This is a genomic window from Ancylobacter pratisalsi (assembly GCF_010669125.1).
Classification (GTDB): Bacteria; Pseudomonadota; Alphaproteobacteria; order Rhizobiales; family Xanthobacteraceae; genus Ancylobacter; species Ancylobacter pratisalsi.
The window spans coordinates 2,656,666-2,677,385 of sequence record NZ_CP048630.1 but is presented as its reverse complement, the minus strand read 5'-3'; the positions used below and the strand labels follow the sequence as shown (position 1 = coordinate 2,677,385).

17 protein-coding genes and 1 riboswitch are annotated in these 20,720 nt (G+C 68.5%); of the genes, 7 read left to right on the top strand and 10 right to left on the bottom strand.

What is annotated here, in order from left to right:
* Positions 1-237 precede the first annotated feature (237 nt).
* Positions 238-3,036 carry a [protein-PII] uridylyltransferase gene (locus tag G3A50_RS12530; protein WP_163075586.1) on the top strand — a complete coding sequence of 933 codons (2,799 nt, stop codon included), beginning with the start codon at positions 238-240 and terminating at the stop codon, positions 3,034-3,036.
* A 163-nt stretch (positions 3,037-3,199) separates the two neighbouring features.
* Entirely contained in the window at positions 3,200-5,404 is a 2,205-nt protein-coding gene (locus G3A50_RS12525; protein WP_210255138.1) for a transglycosylase domain-containing protein, read from the top strand.
* 15 nt (positions 5,405-5,419) lie between these two features.
* Here G3A50_RS12525 and G3A50_RS12520 read toward each other — a convergent pair whose 3' ends face one another.
* Together G3A50_RS12520 and G3A50_RS12515 are read right to left on the bottom strand one after the other, a co-directional pair.
* A complete protein-coding gene (locus tag G3A50_RS12520; RefSeq protein WP_163075585.1) occupies positions 5,420-6,202 on the bottom strand; it encodes a M48 family metallopeptidase in 783 nt (260 codons plus the stop codon).
* Positions 6,203-6,307: 105 nt separating this feature from the next.
* On the bottom strand, positions 6,308-6,814 hold the full coding sequence (locus G3A50_RS12515) for a GcrA family cell cycle regulator (protein WP_163075584.1): 507 nt from the start codon (positions 6,812-6,814) through the stop codon (positions 6,308-6,310).
* Positions 6,815-7,231: 417 nt separating this feature from the next.
* Between G3A50_RS12515 and G3A50_RS12510 the strand changes: the two genes are divergently transcribed.
* The 3 genes from G3A50_RS12510 to G3A50_RS12500 all read left to right on the top strand — a co-directional run bounded on the left by G3A50_RS12510 (position 7,232) and on the right by G3A50_RS12500 (position 11,161).
* Positions 7,232-8,440, top strand: coding sequence for an aspartate aminotransferase family protein (locus G3A50_RS12510; RefSeq protein WP_163075583.1), 1,209 nt, complete (start codon positions 7,232-7,234; stop codon positions 8,438-8,440).
* A complete protein-coding gene (gene argF / locus G3A50_RS12505) occupies positions 8,437-9,399 on the top strand; it encodes an ornithine carbamoyltransferase (protein WP_425483403.1) in 963 nt (320 codons plus the stop codon). Before G3A50_RS12510 ends, argF begins: the two co-directional genes overlap by 4 nt.
* A gap of 736 nt (positions 9,400-10,135) precedes the next feature.
* Positions 10,136-11,161 (top strand): Hsp33 family molecular chaperone, encoded by a 1,026-nt coding sequence (locus G3A50_RS12500; RefSeq protein ID WP_163075582.1) that lies wholly within the window; start codon positions 10,136-10,138, stop codon positions 11,159-11,161.
* 37 nt (positions 11,162-11,198) lie between these two features.
* On the opposite strand, the gene argE is transcribed toward G3A50_RS12500, so the two are convergent.
* The 4 genes from argE to G3A50_RS12480 all read right to left on the bottom strand — a co-directional run bounded on the left by argE (position 11,199) and on the right by G3A50_RS12480 (position 15,717).
* Positions 11,199-12,365: an acetylornithine deacetylase gene (gene argE, locus G3A50_RS12495; RefSeq protein WP_163075581.1), complete on the bottom strand. Its 1,167-nt coding sequence runs from the start codon at positions 12,363-12,365 to the stop codon at positions 11,199-11,201.
* Positions 12,366-12,423: 58 nt separating this feature from the next.
* On the bottom strand, positions 12,424-13,875 hold the full coding sequence (locus G3A50_RS12490) for a TrkH family potassium uptake protein (RefSeq protein ID WP_163075580.1): 1,452 nt from the start codon (positions 13,873-13,875) through the stop codon (positions 12,424-12,426).
* 136 nt (positions 13,876-14,011) lie between these two features.
* Positions 14,012-14,404, bottom strand: a complete 393-nt coding sequence (gene apaG / locus G3A50_RS12485; protein WP_163075579.1) for a Co2+/Mg2+ efflux protein ApaG — start codon at positions 14,402-14,404, stop codon at positions 14,012-14,014.
* Positions 14,405-14,508: 104 nt separating this feature from the next.
* Positions 14,509-15,717, bottom strand: coding sequence for an O-succinylhomoserine sulfhydrylase (locus G3A50_RS12480; protein ID WP_163075578.1), 1,209 nt, complete (start codon positions 15,715-15,717; stop codon positions 14,509-14,511).
* Positions 15,718-15,758: 41 nt separating this feature from the next.
* Positions 15,759-15,838: riboswitch (SAM riboswitch) on the bottom strand.
* A gap of 76 nt (positions 15,839-15,914) precedes the next feature.
* Between G3A50_RS12480 and G3A50_RS12475 the strand changes: the two genes are divergently transcribed.
* On the top strand, positions 15,915-17,051 hold the full coding sequence (locus tag G3A50_RS12475; RefSeq protein WP_163075577.1) for a 2'-deoxycytidine 5'-triphosphate deaminase: 1,137 nt from the start codon (positions 15,915-15,917) through the stop codon (positions 17,049-17,051).
* Here G3A50_RS12475 and G3A50_RS12470 read toward each other — a convergent pair.
* From G3A50_RS12470 to G3A50_RS12455, 4 genes are all read right to left on the bottom strand, one after another.
* Positions 17,048-17,443, bottom strand: coding sequence for a carboxymuconolactone decarboxylase family protein (locus tag G3A50_RS12470; RefSeq protein WP_163075576.1), 396 nt, complete (start codon positions 17,441-17,443; stop codon positions 17,048-17,050). The genes G3A50_RS12475 and G3A50_RS12470 overlap by 4 nt on opposite strands.
* Positions 17,418-17,807 (bottom strand): MerR family transcriptional regulator, encoded by a 390-nt coding sequence (locus G3A50_RS12465; protein WP_163075575.1) that lies wholly within the window; start codon positions 17,805-17,807, stop codon positions 17,418-17,420. Before G3A50_RS12465 ends, G3A50_RS12470 begins: the two co-directional genes overlap by 26 nt.
* Positions 17,808-17,906: 99 nt before the next feature.
* On the bottom strand, positions 17,907-18,872 hold the full coding sequence (gene nudC / locus G3A50_RS12460; protein WP_163075574.1) for an NAD(+) diphosphatase: 966 nt from the start codon (positions 18,870-18,872) through the stop codon (positions 17,907-17,909).
* Positions 18,872-19,297, bottom strand: coding sequence for an HIT domain-containing protein (locus G3A50_RS12455; RefSeq protein WP_163075573.1), 426 nt, complete (start codon positions 19,295-19,297; stop codon positions 18,872-18,874). Before G3A50_RS12455 ends, nudC begins: the two co-directional genes overlap by 1 nt.
* Positions 19,298-19,583: 286 nt before the next feature.
* On the opposite strand from G3A50_RS12455, the gene G3A50_RS12450 reads away from it, so the two are divergent.
* A complete protein-coding gene (locus tag G3A50_RS12450; RefSeq protein ID WP_163075572.1) occupies positions 19,584-20,648 on the top strand; it encodes an NAD(P)-dependent alcohol dehydrogenase in 1,065 nt (354 codons plus the stop codon).
* The last annotated feature ends 72 nt before the right edge of the window (positions 20,649-20,720 follow it).

Sequence of the window (20,720 nt, the reverse complement as noted above, 5' to 3'; positions counted from 1 at the left end):
CTAGCGACGTCGCGCCTGAGCGCTTCGTCAAGATGGACATGCCCGGCCTCGCGCCGGGCATGTCACGTTTGCACGGCACGTTTGCACTGCACGTTTCGGCGGCGCGTTCCGGCGGCCTCTTTCGGCTCAGCCGTCCGTTTTGGCGCTTCCGCGGCGGGCAAATACCCTAATCGCGGCAGCGCCCGATGACGTGAGGGGTTGGATCGGTTAAAGCGGTTTACCGATCAGGACCGCATCATGAACGAAATCCGTCGCAGCCGCCGTACCGAGACCCCCTTCAAGGAACTGTTCGACATCGACGCCATGCGCGTCGAATTGTCGGCGCTCGCCGAGCGTGTGCTCGGCGAAGGAAAAGCGGGATCCGAGATCGAGCTGCGCGGGCAGCTCGCCCGGCGCCTCAAGGTCGCGTATCAGGCCGGCCACAAGACCGCCGAGCGCTGGCTGATGCAGGACGGCTCCGGCCGGCGCTGCGCGGAGCGGCTCTCGCGCCTGCAGGACGAGATCATCCAGCTCGTCCACGAACTCGCGGTGAAATATCTCTACCGCTCCGACAATCCCTCCACCGCCGAGCACATGGCGATCGTGGCGGTGGGCGGCTATGGGCGCGGGCTGATGGCGCCGGGCTCGGACACCGATATCCTGTTCCTCCTGCCCTACAAGCAGACCGCCTGGGGCGAAAGCGTCGCCGAGGCGATCCTCTATGTGCTGTGGGACATGGGGCTGAAGGTCGGCCACGCCACCCGCTCGGTGGACGAGTGCGTGCGTCAGGCCCGCGCCGACATGACCATCCGCACCTCGCTTCTGGAAGCCCGGCTGCTGCTGGGCGAGCGGGCACTGTTCGACGAGCTGACCGCCCGCTTCGACCGCGACGTGGTGGAGGGCACGGCGGTGGAATTCGTCGCCGCCAAGCTCGCCGAGCGCGAGGACCGGCTGAAGCGCGCCGGCCAGTCGCGCTATCTGGTCGAACCCAATGTGAAGGACGGCAAGGGCGGCCTGCGCGACCTGCACACGCTGTTCTGGATCGCGAAATATGTCTACCGCGTCCACGAGACCCGCCAGCTCGTGGCCAAGGGCGTGTTCACCGCCGAGGAAGCCAAGATCTTCCGCCGCTGCGAGGATTTCCTCTGGTCGGTGCGCTGCCACCTGCACTTCCTCGCCGGCAAGCCGGAAGAGCGCCTGTCGTTCGATCTCCAGCGCGAGATGGCCGAACGGCTCGGCTATCTGGAGCATCCCGGCCTGCAGGACGTCGAGCGCTTCATGAAGCACTACTTCCTGGTGGCCAAGGATGTGGGCGACCTTACCGCCATCGTCTCGGCGGCGCTGGAGGAGCGGCACGACAAGCCGGTGCCCCGGCTGAACCGCATGATCGCCCGGCTGCGCCGCTCGCCCAATCGCAAGCTGAAGGAAAGCGCGGACTTCATCGTCGACCACGACCGCATCAACGTCGCCGATTCCAGCGCCTTCGGCCGCGACCCGATAAACCTCGTGCGGATCTTCCAGCTCGCCGGCAAGCACGGCCTCGCCTTCCACCCGGAAGCGATGCGCCTGGCCACCCGTTCGCTCAAGCTGATCGACCAGCGCGTGCGCGAGCACCCGGAGGCGAACCGGCTGTTCCTGGAGATCCTGACCTCGCGCAACGCGCCCGAGATCGTGCTGCGGCGCATGAACGAGGCCGGCGTGCTCGGTCGCTTCGTTCCCGAGTTCGGCCGCATCGTGGCGATGATGCAGTTCAACATGTACCACTCGTACACGGTGGACGAGCATCTCATCCGCGCCATCGGCGTGCTGTCGCAGATCGAGCGCGGCGACCGTCCCGAATTCGGCCTCGCCAACGAGCTGGCGCAGCAGATCAAGAACCGCCAGCTGCTCTATGTGGCGGTGTTCCTGCACGATATCGCCAAGGGCCGGCCGGAGGATCACTCCATCGCCGGCGCGCGGGTGGCGCGCAAGCTGTGCCCGCGCTTCGGCCTCTCGGCCAGCGACACCGACACCGTCGCCTGGCTGATCGAGCAGCACCTCACCATGTCGAGCGTGGCCCAGTCGCGCGATCTCTCCGACCGCAAGACCATCGAGAACTTCGCCAGCGTGGTACAGAATCTCGAGCGCATGAAGCATCTGGAGATCCTCACCACCGCCGACATCGCCGCCGTCGGGCCGGGAGTGTGGAACAACTGGAAGTCCCAGCTGCTGCGCACGCTCTATTACGAGACCGAGCCGGTCGTCACCGGCGGCTTCTCGGAAACCAACCGCGCCCGGCGCGTCGCCCGCGCCCAGGCCGAGTTCCGCGAGGCCGAGCAGGAGTGGGATGCGGAGGCGATTGACGCCTATATCGCCCGCCACTACCCCAGCTACTGGCTGCAGACCGATCGTGAACAGCAGGTCGCCCATGCCCGCTTCATTCTCGCGGCGGAAGCGCAGGGCCGGGCCCTGGCCACCACGGCGAAGACCGACGTCACCCGCGGCATCACCGAATTGACCGTGTTCGCGCCGGACCATCCCCGCCTGCTCGCGGTCATCGCCGGCGCCTGCGCCAGTTCGGGCGCCCACATCGTCGACGCCCAGATCAGCACCACGACCGACGGGCGCGCGCTCGACACCATCGCCCTCACCCGCTCGCTGGAGCGCGACGAGGACGAATTGCGCCGCGCCGGCCGCATCGCCAGCGCCATCGAGAAGTCGCTCTCGGGCGAAATCCGCCTGCCCGAAGTGGTGGCCCGCAAGCTCACCAAGCGCCCGCGCGCCTTCACCGTCGAGCCGGAGGTGACGCTGAACAATTCCTGGTCGAACCGTCACACCGTGATCGAGGTCTCCGGCCTCGACCGGCCGGGCCTGCTCTACGGGCTGACGCAGACCCTCTCGCGGCTCAATCTCAACATCGCCTCGGCCCATGTGGCGACCTTCGGCGAGCGGGCGGTCGACGTGTTCTACGTCACCGACCTGATGGGCGCGAAGATTCTCGGCGCGGCCCGCCACTCCGCCATCCGCCGCGCCCTGCTCCAGGTTCTGGACGCCGACGACGAGGCGAATGCGGCGTGAGGGTGCCCAATGTCGGCGGGTGTGGCCCGTGTCCCCTCGGACACACCCCCTGCCCAACACAAAATCGCCCCTTAAGCCCCTCTTAAACGGCTCGATTTAGAGTTCGTTTACCGGCGCAAGCGAGAGCCCGTGCGTCGGGCGAGATGGGCTGAGGGGTGTTGGGATGTTCGGACGTCGAGGAGAAGGCGAGCGGCGCGAGCCGGTGCTGAGCACGCCCGGCTTTTCGTCCGAGCTGCGCCTTACCTCCGACGACCGCCCCACCCTTGCCGCCTCCCCCATGGCCCGCGAGCGCACCGCCGCGCGCGGCGGCAAGGCGAACGCCAAGGCGGGCGGCACAAAGCAGGGCGGGGCCAAGGCCTCGAACGCGCGCGGCACCACCAGCAGTGCCGCCGGTGGACGCGGCGGCGGGCGCGGTTCGTCGGGCGGGGGACGCCGGCGCAAGCGGTGCGGCACCTTCGGCCGGCTGATCTACTGGGGCTTCGTGCTCGGCATCTGGGCGGTGCTGGGCGTGGCCGGGCTCATCGCCTATGAGGCGAGCCAGCTTCCCCCGATCCAGAACCTCGCCATCCCCGAGCGCCCCCCCACCGTCATCATCCAGGGCACGGACGGCAAGACCATCGCCACGCGCGGCGAGATGGGCGGCGCCAGCGTGCCGCTGCGCGCGCTGCCGCCCTATCTGCCGCAGGCTTTCGTGGCCATCGAGGACCGGCGCTTCTACTCGCATTTCGGGCTCGACCCGCTCGGCCTTGCCCGCGCGATGTTCGTCAACCTCACCACCGGACGCCTGCGCGAGGGTGGCTCGACGCTGACCCAGCAATTGGCCAAGAACCTGTTCCTCACGCAGGAACGCACGATCTCGCGCAAGATCCAGGAACTCATCCTGTCGATCTGGCTGGAGGCCAAATACTCCAAGAACCAGATCCTCGAACTCTATGTGAACCGCGTCTATTTCGGCGCCGGCGCCTATGGCGTGGAAGCCGCCGCGCAGCGCTATTTCGGCAAATCCGCCCGTCAGATCACGCTGTCGGAAGCGGCGATGCTGGCCGGCCTCGTCAAGTCGCCCTCCTCCCTCGCGCCCACCCGCAACCTCGAAGGGGCGCAGGCCCGCGCGGGGGTGGTGCTGGCGGCCATGCAGGATGCCGGCTTCATTTCGGCGGAGATGGAACAGGCCGCGCTCGCCCGCCCGGCCACGCTCGCCACCGGGCGCGGCCCGGATTCGGCCGGCTATGCCGCCGACTGGATCATGGAGCAGCTCAAGGCGGCGATCGGGCCGATCGAGCATGACGTGGTGGTGCAGACCACGCTGGACCCCGCCCTCCAGCTCGCCGCCGACAAGGCGCTGAAGGACACGCTGGCCAAGAACGGCAAGAAATACGGCGTCGAGCAGGGCGCCATCGTGCTGATGGACACCAATGGCGGCGTGCGCGCGCTGGTGGGCGGCAAGTCCTATGAGGAAAGCCAGTTCAACCGCGCCGTCACCGCCAAGCGGCAGCCCGGCTCCTCGTTCAAGCCCTTCGTCTATCTCACCGCGCTGGAACGCGGCCTCACCCCGGAAACCATCCGCGAGGACGCCCCGATCAAGCTCAAGGGCTGGAAGCCGGAGAACTTCTCCCACGAATATCGCGGCCCGGTGGAGCTCAAGACCGCCCTCGCCCTGTCGCTCAACACCGTGGCGGTGCGCCTCGCGCTGGAAGTCGGTCCGGACGAGGTGATCAAGACCGCCCACCGGCTCGGCATCACCTCCAAGCTGGAGCCCAACGCCTCCATCGCGCTCGGCACCTCGGAAGTCTCGGTGCTGGAGATGGTCGGCGCTTATGCGCCTTTCGCCAATGGCGGGGTCGGCGTCACTCCCCACGTCATCGAGCGGGTGCGCGACGCCTCGGGCAAGGTGATCTACGCCTATGACACACCCAGCCGGGGCATGGTGATGGCGCCCCCGCATGTGGCGATGATGAACCGCATGCTGCAGGAAACGCTGATCACCGGCACCGCCCGCCGCGCCGACCTGCCGGGCTGGCCCGCCGCCGGCAAGACCGGCACCAGCCAGGATTACCGCGATGCCTGGTTCGTCGGCTACACCGGCCGCTATGTCGCCGGCGTGTGGCTCGGCAACGACGATTCCTCGCCCACCAAGAAGGCCGGCGGCTCGGGCCTCCCGGTCGCGATCTGGAGTGAGGTGATGCGCGCCGCGCACAAGGACCAGCCGGTCGTCGCGCTTCCCGGCGCGGGCAATTACACGCCCGGCACCGTGCCGTCCGGCGAGGTGCCCGACGAGCCCGTCGTCACCGGCGGCCCGCAGGCCCCGGCAGACAAGAAGCCCGCCACCCTCGACAACTGGCTGCTCGACAAGCTGTTTGGCCGCGGCTGAGACCGCCGCGCCCGGTTACGGCGCCTCCGGCGCCTCGCCGGCGCCGTAGCGGTGCAGGTCCGGCCCATGCTTCTTCAGCCAGCGTTCGGCGGCCTCGCGTTCGGGGAACAGCCGATCGACCGTGGCCCAGAAGCGCGGCCCGTGGTTCATCTCGCGCCGGTGCGCCACCTCATGGGCGGCGAGGTAGTCGAGCACGAAGGCCGGGGCGAGGATCAGCCGCCACGAGAATGACAGCGCCCCGCTCGCCGAGCAGGAGCCCCACCGGCTCGCCGTGTCGCGCAGCGTCACCCGCCCGATGCTGACGCCCAGCGCGCGCGCATGGCGCTGCGCCGCCCCCACCAGGTCGCGCCGGGCCTCGCGCTTCAGGAAGTCCGTCACGCGGCGGGAAAGGTGAGCGGGCGCGCCGGCGACATAGAGCACCGGCCCTTCTCCATCGGTGCCGGTCCACACCGTGCCGCGCGCTTCCGGCCGCGCCTCGATACGATAAGCGACGCCGCGCAGCGGAATAACCGCGCCGGGCACGAAGGCCACCGTCTCCGGCAGCCGGGCGAGCCGGACCTCGATCCAGCCGGCATGACGATGGGCGAAATCGAGGGCCTCGCGCAGCGAGCCCCGGCCGGGAATGGTCAGCACCACGTCGCGTGTGGCCGCGCGCACCCGCAGCGTGTAGCGGCGGGCGCGGGCGTTGCGCTTCAGCGCCACCGTCACCTCGCCCGAGGCGAGCGACAGCGTCACCGTCGCCGGTTCAGGCGTCACCGGCGCCTTCAGGCGCGATGTCTCTCTGGCACGAAACAGCATGGGAGGCGGCCTCTGCCGGTCGGGTCGACCAGGAATCTCGCCGCCATTATGTGACGCCGGACAGTCCCGGCGCCAGAGGCTGGACATCAGCCTTTCGGTCGCAGCTCAGCGCGCGAGGCGGCGCCGGTTGCGGTCCTGCACCGGCTGGTAGGCAATGCGGGCGTGGAAGGCGCAGTAGGTCGTGCCGATCTTGGTGCGGCTGCCGCAGTAGAAGAAGTCTTCCTTGCCGGGATCGCCGACCGGCCAGCGGCAGGTGAACTCGTTGAGGTCGAGAATGGTGCAGCGTTCCGCCATCGGAATGACGTTGGCGACCGGATCGGGCAGCTCCTGCGGCTCCGGTTCGGCCATTACCCGCGTCGCGGTGGCCAGCGCGGTGTTGCCATGGACCATGGGGCGGGCGCTGGCGGTGCTGGCCGGCGCCGGGCGCGGCTTGCGCTGGCGCGGCGCGGCGGCCGTCATCGCCTTGGCACGGCCGGAGAGGCCGAGGCGGTGGACCTTGCCGATCACCGCATTGCGTGTGACACCACCGAGCTCGGCCGCGATCTGGCTCGCCGACAGCCCTTCGGACCAGAGTTTCTTGAGCAGCTCGACGCGCTCATCCGTCCAGTTCATCGCTGTGCCTCCTTCGCCTACACCTGTGGTGCGGACAGAATCCCTCACCCACCGGCCAGGAGAAGCTCCCACCGGGAAAACGCCGCTAACGCCACTAAGGGAATGCCGCCGCACGAGATGTCGTATCCGACGGGAAGAAGGCTACAATATGCATCGACTCAGGCACAGTAGGTTCACGTCCGAAACGATCGTTTTCCCCAGTTGAGAGTCCGCGCGGCAACACTTTGTAAAGGAGTTGAGTCGGATCAAGGACTTGAGTCGGCCCGTTCCGGCCCCGCGCGCGATGCGCAGTTGACCCGTGTGCCCGGTTCTATAAAATTCACACTATCGGGTGCCGCCCCCGCAAGGGCGGCACGTTTCGTTTTGGGGCAGTGGCGGCGACGCCTGGACTGCGGTGGAGAGAGAAGGAGGGGAGCCATGATCGACCCCATCCTGCCGACCTATAATCGTGTGAACCTCGTCTTCGAGCGAGGCGAGGGCGCGTGGCTCTTCACCCGTGACGGCGAACGATATCTCGATTTCACCGCGGGCATCGCCGTGAATGTGCTCGGCCACGCCCATCCCCATCTGGTGGCCGCGCTCACCGAACAGGCCGGCAAGCTCTGGCACCTGTCGAACGTGTTCCGCATCGAAGGCGGCGAGCGGCTTGCCGCGCGCCTCACGCAGGCCACCTTCGCCGACACCATGTTCTTCACCAATTCGGGTGCGGAAGCGCTGGAGTGCGCCATCAAGATGGCGCGCAAGTACCACGCCGCCAACGGCGCGCCGGAGCGCTACCGCATCATCACCTTCGAGGGCGCGTTCCACGGCCGCACGCTGGCCACCATCGCCGCCGGCGGCAACCCGAAATACATGGAGGGCTTCGGCCCGGCCATGGACGGCTTCGACCAGGTACCGTTCGGCGACATCGAGGCGGTGAAAGCCGCCATCGGCCCGCGGACCGGCGCCATACTGGTCGAGCCGGTGCAGGGCGAAGGCGGCGTGCGCGCGCTGTCCTGGTCGCAGCTGCGCGCGCTCAGGGCGCTGTGCGACGAGACCGGCCTGCTGCTCATCCTCGACGAGGTGCAGTGCGGCGTCGGGCGCACCGGCAAGTTCTTCGCCCATGAATGGGCCGGCATCACGCCGGACATCATGGCGGTGGCCAAGGGCATTGGCGGCGGCTTCCCGGTCGGGGCGTGCCTGGCCAAGGAAGAGGCCGCCAAGGGCATGACCGCCGGCACCCACGGCTCCACCTATGGCGGCAACCCGCTGGCCATGAGCGTGGCCAATGCGGTGCTCGACGTGGTGCTCGCCGAAGGCTTCATGGAGCAGGTGCAGGCCACCTCCGCCCGCCTGAAGCAGAAGCTGGCCGAACTGAAGGACCGCCACCCGGCGGTGATCGCCGAGATCCGCGGCGAGGGCCTTCTGCTCGGCCTGCGCACCCATGTGCCCAACACCGATCTTGTCGCCGCCATGCGCGCGGAAGGCATGCTGGCCCCGACCGCGAGCGAGAACGTGGTCCGGCTGCTGCCGCCGCTGAACATCGGCGACGCGGAGATCGACGCGGCCTTCACCCGGCTCGATGCCGCCTGCGCAAGGCTGGAAAACGCCATGAAGCCGGAAGCCGTGAAGGGAGCGGCCGCATGAACGCCCACAGCAATGCGATGAACGACATGTCCGCCCACGGTGCCGTGAAGCACTTCCTCGACCTCGACCTGCTGCCGCCCGACGAGCTGCGCGGCCTCATGCGCCTGTCGCACGACCTCAAGAGCCGGCGTCACGAAATCGCGGCGGAAAAGCCCTTTGCCGGCAAGGTGCTGGCGATGGTGTTCGACCAGCCCTCGACCCGCACCCGCATTTCCTTCGATGTGGCGATGCGCCAGCTCGGCGGCGAGACGATCATGCTGACCGGCGCCGAGATGCAGCTCGGGCGCGGCGAGACCATCGCCGACACCGCCAAGGTGCTCTCGCGCTATGTCGACGCCATCATGATCCGCATCCTCGATCACGGCGCGCTTGCCGAGCTTGCCGCCCATGCCAGCATCCCGGTCATCAACGGGCTGACGCGGGACAGCCACCCCTGCCAGATCATGGCGGACGTGATGACCTTCGAGGAGCACAAGGGTCCGATCACCGGGCGCACCGTGGCCTGGACCGGCGACGCCAACAACGTGCTCACCTCCTGGGTGCAGGCGGCCCAGCGCTTCGACTTCGCGCTCAACATCGCCACCCCGCCCGAGCTGGCCCCGCGCCCCGCGCTGGTCGACTGGGCCCGCGCCAACGGCGCCCGGGTGAACTTCGGCCTCGACCCGGAGGAGGCCGTGGAAGGCGTGGACTGCGTCGTCACCGACACCTGGGTGTCGATGGGCGATGCCGAATATGAGCGCCGGCACAATCTGCTGCGCCCCTATCAGGTCAATGGTGCGCTGATGAAGCGTGCCGACAAGGACGCCATATTCATGCACTGCCTTCCCGCCCATCGCGGCGAGGAGGTCACCGACGAGGTGATGGACGGCCCGCAGTCGGTGGTGTTCGACGAGGCCGAAAACCGCCTGCACGCGCAGAAGGGCATCCTCGCCTGGTGCCTGGAAGGCGCCGCGGCGTAAGGCCTTCGGGCCGGGACGTGTCCCGGCCCCTTCCCTGCCAGAACTCCAATCCACACCCATGCGGCGTGGCGCGGGCGCGGCGCGGGCCCTGCGGCCTGCAATGCCGCGCGCGCCCTCGCGCAAGAAACTTATCCGCCCCCCTGTGCGGTGGGGCGATACTGGGCTCACCTGTCCCGGCAAGGGGGCGCAACCGGAGCGGCCGGCTCGCGCGGGATGGGGCGGTGGCCATGTGTGGGGGGATAACGCACCCCGCGCCCATGGCGGCCCAAGCCCTGCGTTCCCGGGCCGCATCGCCGCGGTCCACCGGAACGGGCGTGCCGTTCACGCGGAGCGCCGTCCCATGAGCGGAGGATAATAACGGTCAGTCCTCCGGGGGCCGCAGGGAGCAAGCCTCAAACACCGCGCGCGGGGCGCCGGAAGCGGCGCGTCGGTTGGTTGACGAAAGGCTTGCACCACCTTCTACCCACACGGTGCAGGCGACCGCCGGAGCGTTCCGCCCCGGCGCCCCGCGCGCCCTCCTCACGGGCGCTCCGTGCCGCACCCGCCCGGCCCCGACAGGGGTGCGGGCGCTCCCGCGCGCCCGCCGGCGTAAAGCCGCGCGGACGTGCGTGGCCGGGCCGGGCCCGGACCTTCCCGCCTCACGCCCTCGCGCTCACGCCGCGCGCATGACGCCCCTCGCATCATACCCTCTCGCATTCGGGCCGGTGCCTGCCTATATGGGCCGGACGGAGCCGCCATGACATCACATTCAGATCCCCATACCCGCCCGCCTGCCGCCGACGCGGTGGACGATCGCGTCACCCCCTTCCACGTTGATGGCCTCGACGTGCGCGGGCGCGTGGTGCGCCTCGGCACGACGCTCGACGCCGTGCTCGCCCATCACGACTACCCCGCGGCGGTAAAGCGCCTGCTCGGCGAGGCGGTGGCGCTCACCGTCCTGCTCGGCTCGACGCTGAAGTTTGAGGGCCGCTTCATCCTCCAGACCCGCACCGACGGGCCGGTGGACCTGTTGGTCGTCGACTTCACCGCCCCGCACGATGTGCGCGCCTATGCCCGCTTCGACGCGGAGCGGCTCGCGGAGCTGGAAGCCGCCAGCCCGGCGGGCGTCGCGCCCGACAGCGGCGCGCTGCTGGGGGCCGGCCATCTCGCCATGACCATCGACCAGGGACTCAGCGCCAACCGCTATCAGGGCATGGTCGCTCTGGAAGGTGGCGGGCTGGAAGCGGCGGCGCACCAGTACTTCACCCAGTCCGAGCAGATCCCCACCCGCGTGCGGCTCGCCGTGGCGGAGGAGGTACGTCCGGGCGGCGCCGCGTCCGGCTGGCGCGCCGGCGGGCTGATGGTGCAGTTCCTGCCCACCGAGGGCGGGCGCATCCGCCCTGTCGACCTCCATCCGGGCGACGCGCCGGAGGGGACCGACCTTCCCGAGGCGGAGGAGGACGACGCCTGGGTCGAGGCCCAGCTGCTGGTCAACACGCTGGAAGATATCGAGCTGGTCGACAATGAACTGTCCAGCGAGCGCCTGCTGTTCCGCCTGTTCCACGAGCGCGGCGCGCGCGTGTTCGAGGCCCAGCACATCGTCGCCAAGTGCTCCTGCTCGCGCGAGCGGGTGATGAACGTGCTGGCGAGCTTCTCGCGCGAGGAGCGCGCCGATCTTGTCGAGAACGGCCAGGTCGGCGTCACCTGCGAGTTCTGCGGGCGCTCCTATGCGTTCTCAGCCGAGGAGGTGGTCGACACCGAGCCACCCTCGACCGAGGACTGAGATCCCTGTCAGCCGGCCGCGCCCTGTGCCCGGCCGGCTAGCTGCGGCCGCACTCCGCGATCAGCCCGGTGAGGAACCGCTCGCAGGCGCGCAACTGCGCCACCTCGATATACTCGTCCGGCTTGTGCGCCTGGTCGATCGAACCCGGCCCGCAGATGATGGTCGGCACGCCCTGCTCCTGGAAGTGCCCGCCCTCGGTGGCATAGGAGACGGCGAAGGTGCGGTTCTGCCCGGCGAGGCGCAGCGCCAGAAGCTCGGCCGGCGAGCCGGTCTGCGGCGCCAGCGGCGGCACCTTGTAGACGAGGTCGGTGGTGATCGTGGCCTCCGGCGCGTCGGCCCGGAGCTTGGGCAGCACCACTTCGTCAGCGAAACGCTCGATGCGCGCCAGCAGCACGGCCTCGTCGAAACCGGGAAGCCCGCGCACGTTCCAGCGGATGGCGCAGCGCCGCGGCACGATGTTGCCCGCCGTCCCGCCCTCGATCACCGTCACCTGCACCGTGGTGCTGGGCGGATCGAAGCGCCCGCTCGGGTCTCCCGCCGCGATCAGCTCGGCGCGACAGCGGTCCAGTTCGCCCACCAGTTCGGCGGCGGCGAAAATGGCGTTGGCACCGAGCTGGGGCATCGAGGAATGCGCCTCGCGTCCCGTCACCGTGGTCACATACGCCATGCCGGACTTGTGCGCGTCCACCACCCGCATCGAGGTCGGCTCGCCGACGATGCAGGCCCGCGGCAGCGGCAGGTCCACCCCCAGGCGGCGCACCGCCGGCACCACGCCGGTGCAGCCGATCTCCTCGTCATAGGAAACCAGAAGGTGGATCGGCGTCGAAAGCCGCGCCGCCGTCATCGCCGGCACCATGGCGAGGCAGGAGGCGAGGAAGCCCTTCATGTCGCAGGAGCCGCGCCCATAGAGCCGGTCGCCGACCGGGGTCAGGGTGAACGGGTCGCTCGACCAGGGCTGGCCATCCACGGGCACCACGTCGGAATGGCCGGAAAGGCACACACCGCCGACCCCGCCGGGCCCGATGGTGGCGAACAGGCTCGCCTTGTCGCCGGCCTCGTTCGGCACGCTGACGCTGTCCACGCCGAAGGCGGCGAGGTAGTCCCGCACAAAGCCGATCAAGTCGAGATTGGAATTGCGGCTGGTGGTGTCGAACGCGACCAGATAGGCGAGCAGTTCCTCGGTCGTCGTCCGTCCGGCCAGCATCGAATGTCCCCGTCATGTGTGGGCCCCAGCATAGGCTGGTTCGGCGCCGCGCCCAATCCTACCGGCGCCAGAAACTGGGCAGGAACAGCACCAGCACGGTGAAAAGTTCCAGCCGCCCCAGCAGCATGGCGAAGGACAGCAGCCAGATGACATGATCGGGCAGCCCGGCGAAGTTCTGCGACGGCCCGATCACCGGCCCCAGGCCCGGCCCGACATTCGCCAGCGCGGTAATGGAGGCCGAGAACGAAGTGATGAGGTCGAAGCCGAGCGCGTTCACCACGATGCCGATGACCAGGAAGGTCGCCAGATAGAGGAAGGCGAAAGACAGCACCGAGGCAACCACGTCGTCGCCGATCGGCTTGCCGCCATAGCGCACCGGAAACACCCCGTTGGGATAAATGATCCGCCGCAGATGCTGCGCCAGCGCCGAGCCCAGGATCGCGATGCGGAAGCTCTTCATGCCGCCCGCGGTGGAGCCGGTGCAGGCTCCCAGGAACATGACGATGAAATACAGCACATCGGTCGGCGGCCCCCAGTCGGTGTAGTCGACGGCGATGAACCCGGTGGTCGACATCAGCGTCACCACGTTGAACACCGCGTGCCGCATCGCCGCCTCGCCATGGGCGATGTTGCCGCGCACCTGCTCGACGAACGAGACCAGCGCGAACAGGATCACCAGCGAGAGGAACAGCCGCACTTCGGTATTGGCGATCAGCCGGCTGAAATCGCCGGCCAGCACGCGAACATAGAGCACGAAGGGCAGCGACCCCGAGAGCATGAAGAAGATCGCCGCGTATTCGATCGCCGGGCTGTGGAAGTAGCCGATCGAGGCATCGTGCGTGGAGAAGCCGCCGGTCGAGATCGTCGCCATGGCGTGCGCCACCGCGTCGAACACGCTCATCCCGCAGAACGCATAGGTGAAGGCGCAGGCGACGGTGAGCAGCACATAGGTGCCCACGATTCCCTTGGCGAGCTGGGCGGCGCGCGGCAGCACCTTCTCCGACTTGTCCGAGGATTCGGCGCGGAACAGCTGCATCCCGCCGATCCGCAGCATCGGCAGGAGCGCCATCGCCAGCACGATGATTCCAACGCCGCCGTACCAGTGCAGGAAGGCGCGCCAGATCAGAACGCCCGCCGGGCGATGATCGAGGCCCGATATCACCGTCGCGCCGGTGGTGGTCAGGCCCGACATGGCCTCGAAATAGGCATCGGTGAAGGTAAGCGCCGTGTCCGCCCACATGAAGGGAATGGCGGCGAAGGCGGAGAGCAGCCCCCAGCTCGCCGTGGTCAGCACAAAGGCCTGGCGCAGGTCGAGCTTTTCAACCTCGCTGGTGCGCCCGGCCAGCCAGAGCGACAGCCCGACAAAGGCCGTGATCACCGCCGACGCGGCATAGACGATATAGTCGCCCTGCCCTGTGACCACGTCCACCAGGGCGGGGATCATCATGGTCGTGCCAAGGATGGCGAGCAACACGCCGAGGATGGCGGCGATCGGGCGAAAGTCGATCACGAGATGCTGGGACCGTGTATCGCGACAGAAGGCTCGGCGGCGGAAAGGCCGCGCCCACCATAGCCGCTTCGCCCGGGCGCAGGAAGCCGCCGCGGGGCCGCGGCGCTGACGAGGAGCCGCATGGCTGTGCGCATCATCAGTTCAGCGTGCGCGCCGCGCCCGGAAGATCGAGCGAGAAGGCCGGCACCTCGGCATCGAACGCCTCGCCGCTCTGGGTCATGAGATTGTAGCTGCCTTCCATGATGCCGGTGGCGGTCTGCAGCGGAACGCCGCTGGTATACTCGAAATGCCCGCCTGGCGGCAGCACCGGCTGCTCACCGACCACGCCGGCCCCGCGCACTTCCTGCACCCGGCCGAGCGCATCGGTAATGATCCAGTGCCGCGACCTGAGCTGCACCGTATCGATGCCCAGATTCACGATCTCGACCGTGTAGGCCCAGAAGAACTGGCTGCGTTCGGGGTCCGAGCGCTCGGGTGAGAAGCGCGGCGTCACCGTGACCTGGACGCTCCGTGTGGTGGCCCGGTACATGCGCCGCCCCTTCTGTTTGCGTTGCGCCGCAGTGAAAGACTTTTGCGCCGCAAGGGCAAGCCGGGTCGGGATCACGAGGCTGTTTCGCCCGTGATCCCGCCGCCTCACACCGCCGCGAGGGCACGCACGAGATCGTCGGTCAGGTCATCGACATGCTCCAGCCCGACCGAGAGCCGCACCATACCGTCGGAAATGCCCATCTCCGCCCGCGCCTCGGGGCTGAAGCGCTGATGCGTGGTCGTCGCCGGATGGGTGACCAGGCTCTTGGCGTCGCCCAGATTGTTGGAGATCCGCACCACCTTCAGCGCATTGAGGAAGCGGAAGGCCGCCGCCTTGCCGCCCTCGACCTCGAAGGTCACCAGCGTGCCGCCGCCCTTCATCTGGCGCCTGGCCAGCTCGTGCTGCGGGTGGTCGGCGCGGTAGGGGTAGATCATCTTGGTGATCAGCGCCTGCCCGGCCAGCCGGTCGGCCAGTGTCGCCGCGCTGGACTGCGAGCGCTCGATGCGCAGCGGCAGCGTCTCCAGCCCCTTCAGCATCACCCAGGCGTTGAAGGGAGAGACGGAGGGGCCGGTCTGGCGCAGGAAGGTCTGCAGGTGGTCGTCGAGGAACTTCTGCGAACACAGCACCGCACCGGCGAGGCATCGGCCCTGCCCGTCAATATGCTTGGTCGCCGAATAGACCACCACATCCGCGCCAAGGGCGAGCGGGCTCTGCAGCATCGGCGTGGCGAACACGTTGTCGACGACGAGGCACGCCCCGGCCGCCTTCGACACCTGCGCCACCGCAGCGATGTCGACCAGTTCCAGCGTCGGGTTGGTCGGGCTCTCAAGGAACAGAACCTTGGTCTCCGGCCGCACCGCCGCCTTCCAGGCGGAAATGTCGGTGCCATCGACCAGTGTCGCAGCGACACCGAAGCGCGGCAGCAGTTCCTCGATCACATAGCGACACGAGCCGAAGAGCGCCCGCGCCGCCACGACATGGTCGCCGGCCTTGAGCTGGCACAGCAGCGCCGCCGTGACGGCCGCCATGCCGGAAGCGGTCGCCCGCGCGACCTCCGCGCCTTCCAGCAGCGCGAGACGGGCCTCGAACATCGCGGCAGTCGGGTTGGAATAGCGTGTGTAGATGAAACCGGGATCGTCGCCCTTGAAGCGGGCTTCCGCCTGCTCGGCGCTGTCATAGACATAGCCCTGGGTGAGATAGAGCGTTTCGGACGTCTCGCCGAACGGCGAGCGCAGGATGCCGCCATGCACGAGGCGGGTGTCGGGCCTCAGCGCAGCAATATCGGCAGGGGTCAGCTTGTCGGGGGTGGTCATCGGCGGCTCCGGTCATCATATGCCGGGGACGCCCGCGCATGCACTGCGCGGCCCCGACCTTTTAGCATCCTTGTTTAGCGTGGCGGCAAGCCGGCCGGCTCAAAGAACCACGTGAGGCCGAATTACTCCCGCGCCCCGCTTGGCGTCAAGGGGCGCGTCCGTTAAACCGAACGCAACCTCAGGGACGGAGTACGCGCGTGACGGGTCTGGGTCTTACCGGCGAGGGCATTCTGCCCGGCCATGCCATTGAAGCGCTCGCCGCGCACGGTGCCATCCGCGTGGCGCGGCCGTTCGATGTCGACCAGGTGCAGCCGGCAAGCCTCGATCTGCGTCTGGGCCCGGTCGCCTGGCGCATCCGCGCCAGCTTCCTGTCGGGCCCGCGCGAAACCGTGGCGGAACGGCTGGAACGGCTCGCGCTGCATCAGCTCGACCTGTCGAACGGCGAGGTGCTGGAAACCGGCTGCGTCTATCTGGTGGAGCTGGAGGAGTCCCTCGCGCTTCCCCCCGACATCGCCGCCTCGGCCAACCCCAAGAGTTCCACCGGCCGGCTCGACATCTTCACCCGCGTCATCGCCGACCGGACCCGTGCCTTCGACGTCGTGCCTGCCGGCTATGAGGGCAAGCTCTATCTCGAGATCAGCCCGCGCACCTTCCCGATCCTGGTCCGGCAGGGCTCGCGGCTGTCGCAGATCCGCTTCCGGCGTGGCGATGCCCGGCTCGACGAGACCGAGCTAGCCGCGCTGAACCAGTCCGAAGGGCTGGTCGACGCCGCCTCCGCCGATGTCGCGGGAGGCGGCATCGGCGTCAGCATCGACCTCTCCGGCGAAGGATTCGGCGGCCTTCTCGGCTTCCGCGCCAAACGCCACACCGGCCTGATCGACGTCGACCGGCGCGCTGCCTACGAGGTCGAGGACTACTGGGAGCCGCTCGTCACCCGAGGCCGGCGCGAGCTCATCCTCGATCCCGACGCCTTCTACATCCTTGCCTCGAAGGAGGCTGTCCATGTGCCGCCCAGCCACGCCGCCGAAATGGTGCCGTTTGATCCGCTGGTCGGCGAGTTCCGCGTCCACTATGCGGGCTTTTTCGACCCCGGCTTCGGCCATGCCGCGGCCGGCGGCCACAAGAGCGCGCATCGCGGCGCCCGCGCGGTGCTGGAGGTGCGCTCGCGCGAGGTGCCGTTCATCCTCGAGGACGGCCAGATCGTCGGACGGCTGGTCTATGAGCGCATGATGGAACGCCCGAGGACGCTTTATGGCGAGGCGCTCGGCTCCAACTACCAGGCGCAGGGCCTGAAGCTCTCCAAGCATTTCCGCAGCGTGTCGCGGGACGGCTAGCGCGCCGGCGCGGCGAACACCTCGCGGGCGGCGAACAGCCCGTTGAGCGCCGCCGGGAACCCGGCATAGACCGCCATCTGCATCAGGATCTCGACGATTTCCTGCTGGCTGAGGCCGACATTGAGACCCGCCTGGATATGCACCTTCAGCTGCGGCGCGGCATTGCCGAGCGCGGCCAGCGCGGCGATTGTCGCGATCTCACGGGCCCGCAGATCAAGCCCCGGCCGGGTATAGATGTCGCCGAACGGGAACTCGATCAGCATCCGCCCGAAATCCGGGGCGATGTCGGCCAGGGAATCCACCACCTTCTGCCCGGCCTCCCCGTCGATCCGTGAGAGCGCGGCCGCGCCACGCTCGAAGCGGGCGTCATCGGTGGCGTTTACTTGTGTCATCGTGAATCTCCTCGGTGAAAGCGTCGGCATAGCCGGCGATCTTGGTGTCGAGGACGGCCAGGCAGTTCTCAAGCTCGGTGATGTTGGAGCGAACCCTTGCGCGGTGCGCCGCGAGCAGGTCGCGCCGCTCCGCTGCGGTCGCTTCGCCCCTCGCCCGCAGCGCGGCGTAGCGCAGCATGTCGCGGATCGGCATCCCGGTGGTTTTCAACCGTCCGAGAAAATCGATCCACGGCAGGATCGAGACGTCGTAATCCCGCTGGCGGGAGGCGTCGCGCGCCACGCGCGGCAGCAGGCCGATCCGCTCGTAATAACGCAGCGTATGGACCGAAAGGCCCGTGCGCCGGGCCAGCTCGCCGATCTTCATTCTTGCCCCGATACCGTTGCGACGCCCTCATCTCTACGAGTTCGAGCGCGCTCTAGGTCAAGGCATATTCGACATGATCCCGGAATAGGCGCGCCGGCCTCATCCCAGCGGGGGATCGCGGCCTTCCACGAAGGCGCGGAGCAGGTGATGAGCGATCGCCATCGGCGGTGGCGCCACGAGCCCATCGGGATGCGTGCGCGTCAGCAACAGCGCGGCTTCCTCGCGCGAGAACCAGCGCGCGCCCTCCAGTTCCACCGGATCAATGGTGATGTCGCGGCTCTCCGCCTCAAGGTGGTAGCCGATCATCACCGACATCGGGAACGGCCAGGGCTGGGAGGCCAGGTAACGCGCCGCTCCGGTGCGGATGCCCGCTTCCTCCATGGTCTCCCGGCGCGCGGCCTGCTCGAAGGTCTCGCCCGGCTCGACGAAGCCGGCAAGGCACGACCACATGCCCGGGGCAAAGCGGGCGGAGCGCCCCAGCAGGCAGCGATCGCCATCCACGGTGAGCATGATCACCACCGGATCGGTGCGCGGAAAATGCTGCGCGCCGCAATTGGGGCATTCCCGCCGCCAGCCGGCCTCGGCCATTTCCAGCCGCCCGCCGCAATTGGAGCAGAAGGTGCGCCGCGCGTGCCAGGCGAGCATCGCCTTGGCGGTGGCGAGTTCGCCGATCTCCTCGGGCGCGACCAGCCCCTCCACGGCGATGGCGCGCAGATCGATGACGGTGAGATCCGCACGCTCGGTGAGCGGGGCCAGCGCGGCCGCGTGCAGCGGAAGCACGAAATGCGGCACCTGCCCGTCGAGCCCGAGAAGGCACGCCTCGCCCTGCCGTCCGCCGAGCGCCACCGCCTCGGCGATGCCGAACATGGCGCTGAGCCCGGTGGCCGCATCCGGCGCCGGCCTCAACACGATGCTCTCCCCGGCGATCAGGCAGGTTCTCGCCTGCGGGTCGCCCAGCATCACGGCTGCCTCGCCACGACGCTCGCTCGCCCGGTCGAGCCGCCCGCCGGTGTAGCCCATATGCGGCCAGGCTCCGAAGCCCTCCAGTACGGTATCCATGGTCATTAGCCGGCCTCGATGGCGGCGCGAATCCTGGCGCCCAGCATCATGGCCTGCGGCGCGGCATAGCTCCTGCGCTCACCCACGCCCCACACCGGGCCGGGCCAGGCGGCATCGCTCTCGAACCGGGCGATGACGTGAACATGCAGCTGCCGCACCATGTTGCCGAGCGCGGCCACGTTCAGCTTGTGGCAATCGGTCACCGACCTGAGCGTGCGGCTTGCCTGGTCAATCTCGGCGGTCAGCGCCGCACGCGCCGACGGGTCGAGGTCGATCAGCTCGGCCAGCCCCGGCCGGCGCGGCACCAGGATCAGCCAGGGAAATCGGGCGTCGTCCATCAAGCGCAAGGTCGAAAGGGCAAGCTCCATCACCGGGAAGCTGTCAGCCTCAAGGCGCGGGTCGAGGACGAAGTCTGGCGTGTCGTTGGTCATGGCTCGGCTGCAACGGTTCGGCGGTCGTGAGGGAGACAAGGGAGGCGGTGGTAGGGCGGTGGGCCCGCCTCCCCACCTATAGACGACACAGGGCCGCTCCCGCCACGGGCATCGCGTGCGGAAGGTCCTGCTCGTTCAAAACACCGACAAAAGACCGGTCCATTGCCGTGCAACGGTTGACGCCAGCACCGCCGGGTCCGAGCATGGAGAGTGGTGGGGGCACCCGCGCGTCGCGCCCTGCACAGCGTCAAGGCCCTGAGGACGCGCGCTCATCGGATACTCGCACATGTTTCAATGCATCGGCTATGCGGCGCCGGACGCCACGACACCGCTCGCTCCGTTCAGCTTCGAGCGCCGCGATCCCGGTCCGCACGACATCCAGATCGAGATCCTCTATTGCGGCGTCTGCCATTCGGATCTGCACCAGACCCGCAACGACTGGTTCAATTCCCTCTTCCCCATGGTCCCGGGCCACGAGATCATCGGCCGCGTGGTGCGCGTTGGCGCGCAGGTCACCAAGCTCAAGGTGGGCGATGTTGCCGGCGTGGGCTGCATGGTGGATTCTTGCCGGCGCTGCGTCGCCTGCACCGCGGATCTCGAACAGTACTGCGTCGAGGGTCCGACCCCGACCTATAATGGCCGCGAGCGTGGTAGCGACGCGCTGACCTTTGGCGGCTATTCGGACCAGATCGTGGTCGAACAGCGCTTCGTGGTGAAGATTCCCGACACGCTGGATCTCAAGGCGGCGGCCCCGCTGCTCTGCGCCGGCATCACCACCTATTCGCCGCTCAAGCACTGGAAGGTCGGCCCGGGACAGAAGGTCGGCGTCATCGGGCTGGGTGGCCTCGGCCATATGGGCGTGAAGTTCGCCCGGGCGATGGGTGCGAGCGTCACCATGATCACCACCTCGCCGGAGAAGGGCAAGGATGCGCTGCGGCTCGGCGCCAACGAGGTGCTGGTCTCGCGCGACGCGGCGGCGATGGAGAAGGCGCGGGGCAGCTTCGATTTCCTGCTCAACACCGTCCCCGTCGGACATGACATGAACCCCTACGCGGCGCTGCTCAAGATCGACGGCACGATGACGCTGGTGGGGGCGCTGACCGCGCTCGATCCGCTGATGGGTTTCAATCTCATCATGGGCCGCAAGAGCATCGCCGGCTCGTCCATCGGCGGCATGGTGGAGACGCAGGAGATGATCGATTTCTGCGCCGCCCACAACATCGTCTCCGATATCGAGATGATCGACATCGCGGACATCAACGCAGCCTATGAGCGGATGCTGAAGAACGACGTGAAGTACCGCTTCGTCATCGACATGGCCTCGCTGAAGAAGGCGGCGGCCGCGGCCTGAAAATCGCCAGCGGCACGCGCCCGCGGCATTTGTCGGACGCGTCTCTTTGCCCTAGTGAAGAGGCGCGTCCGA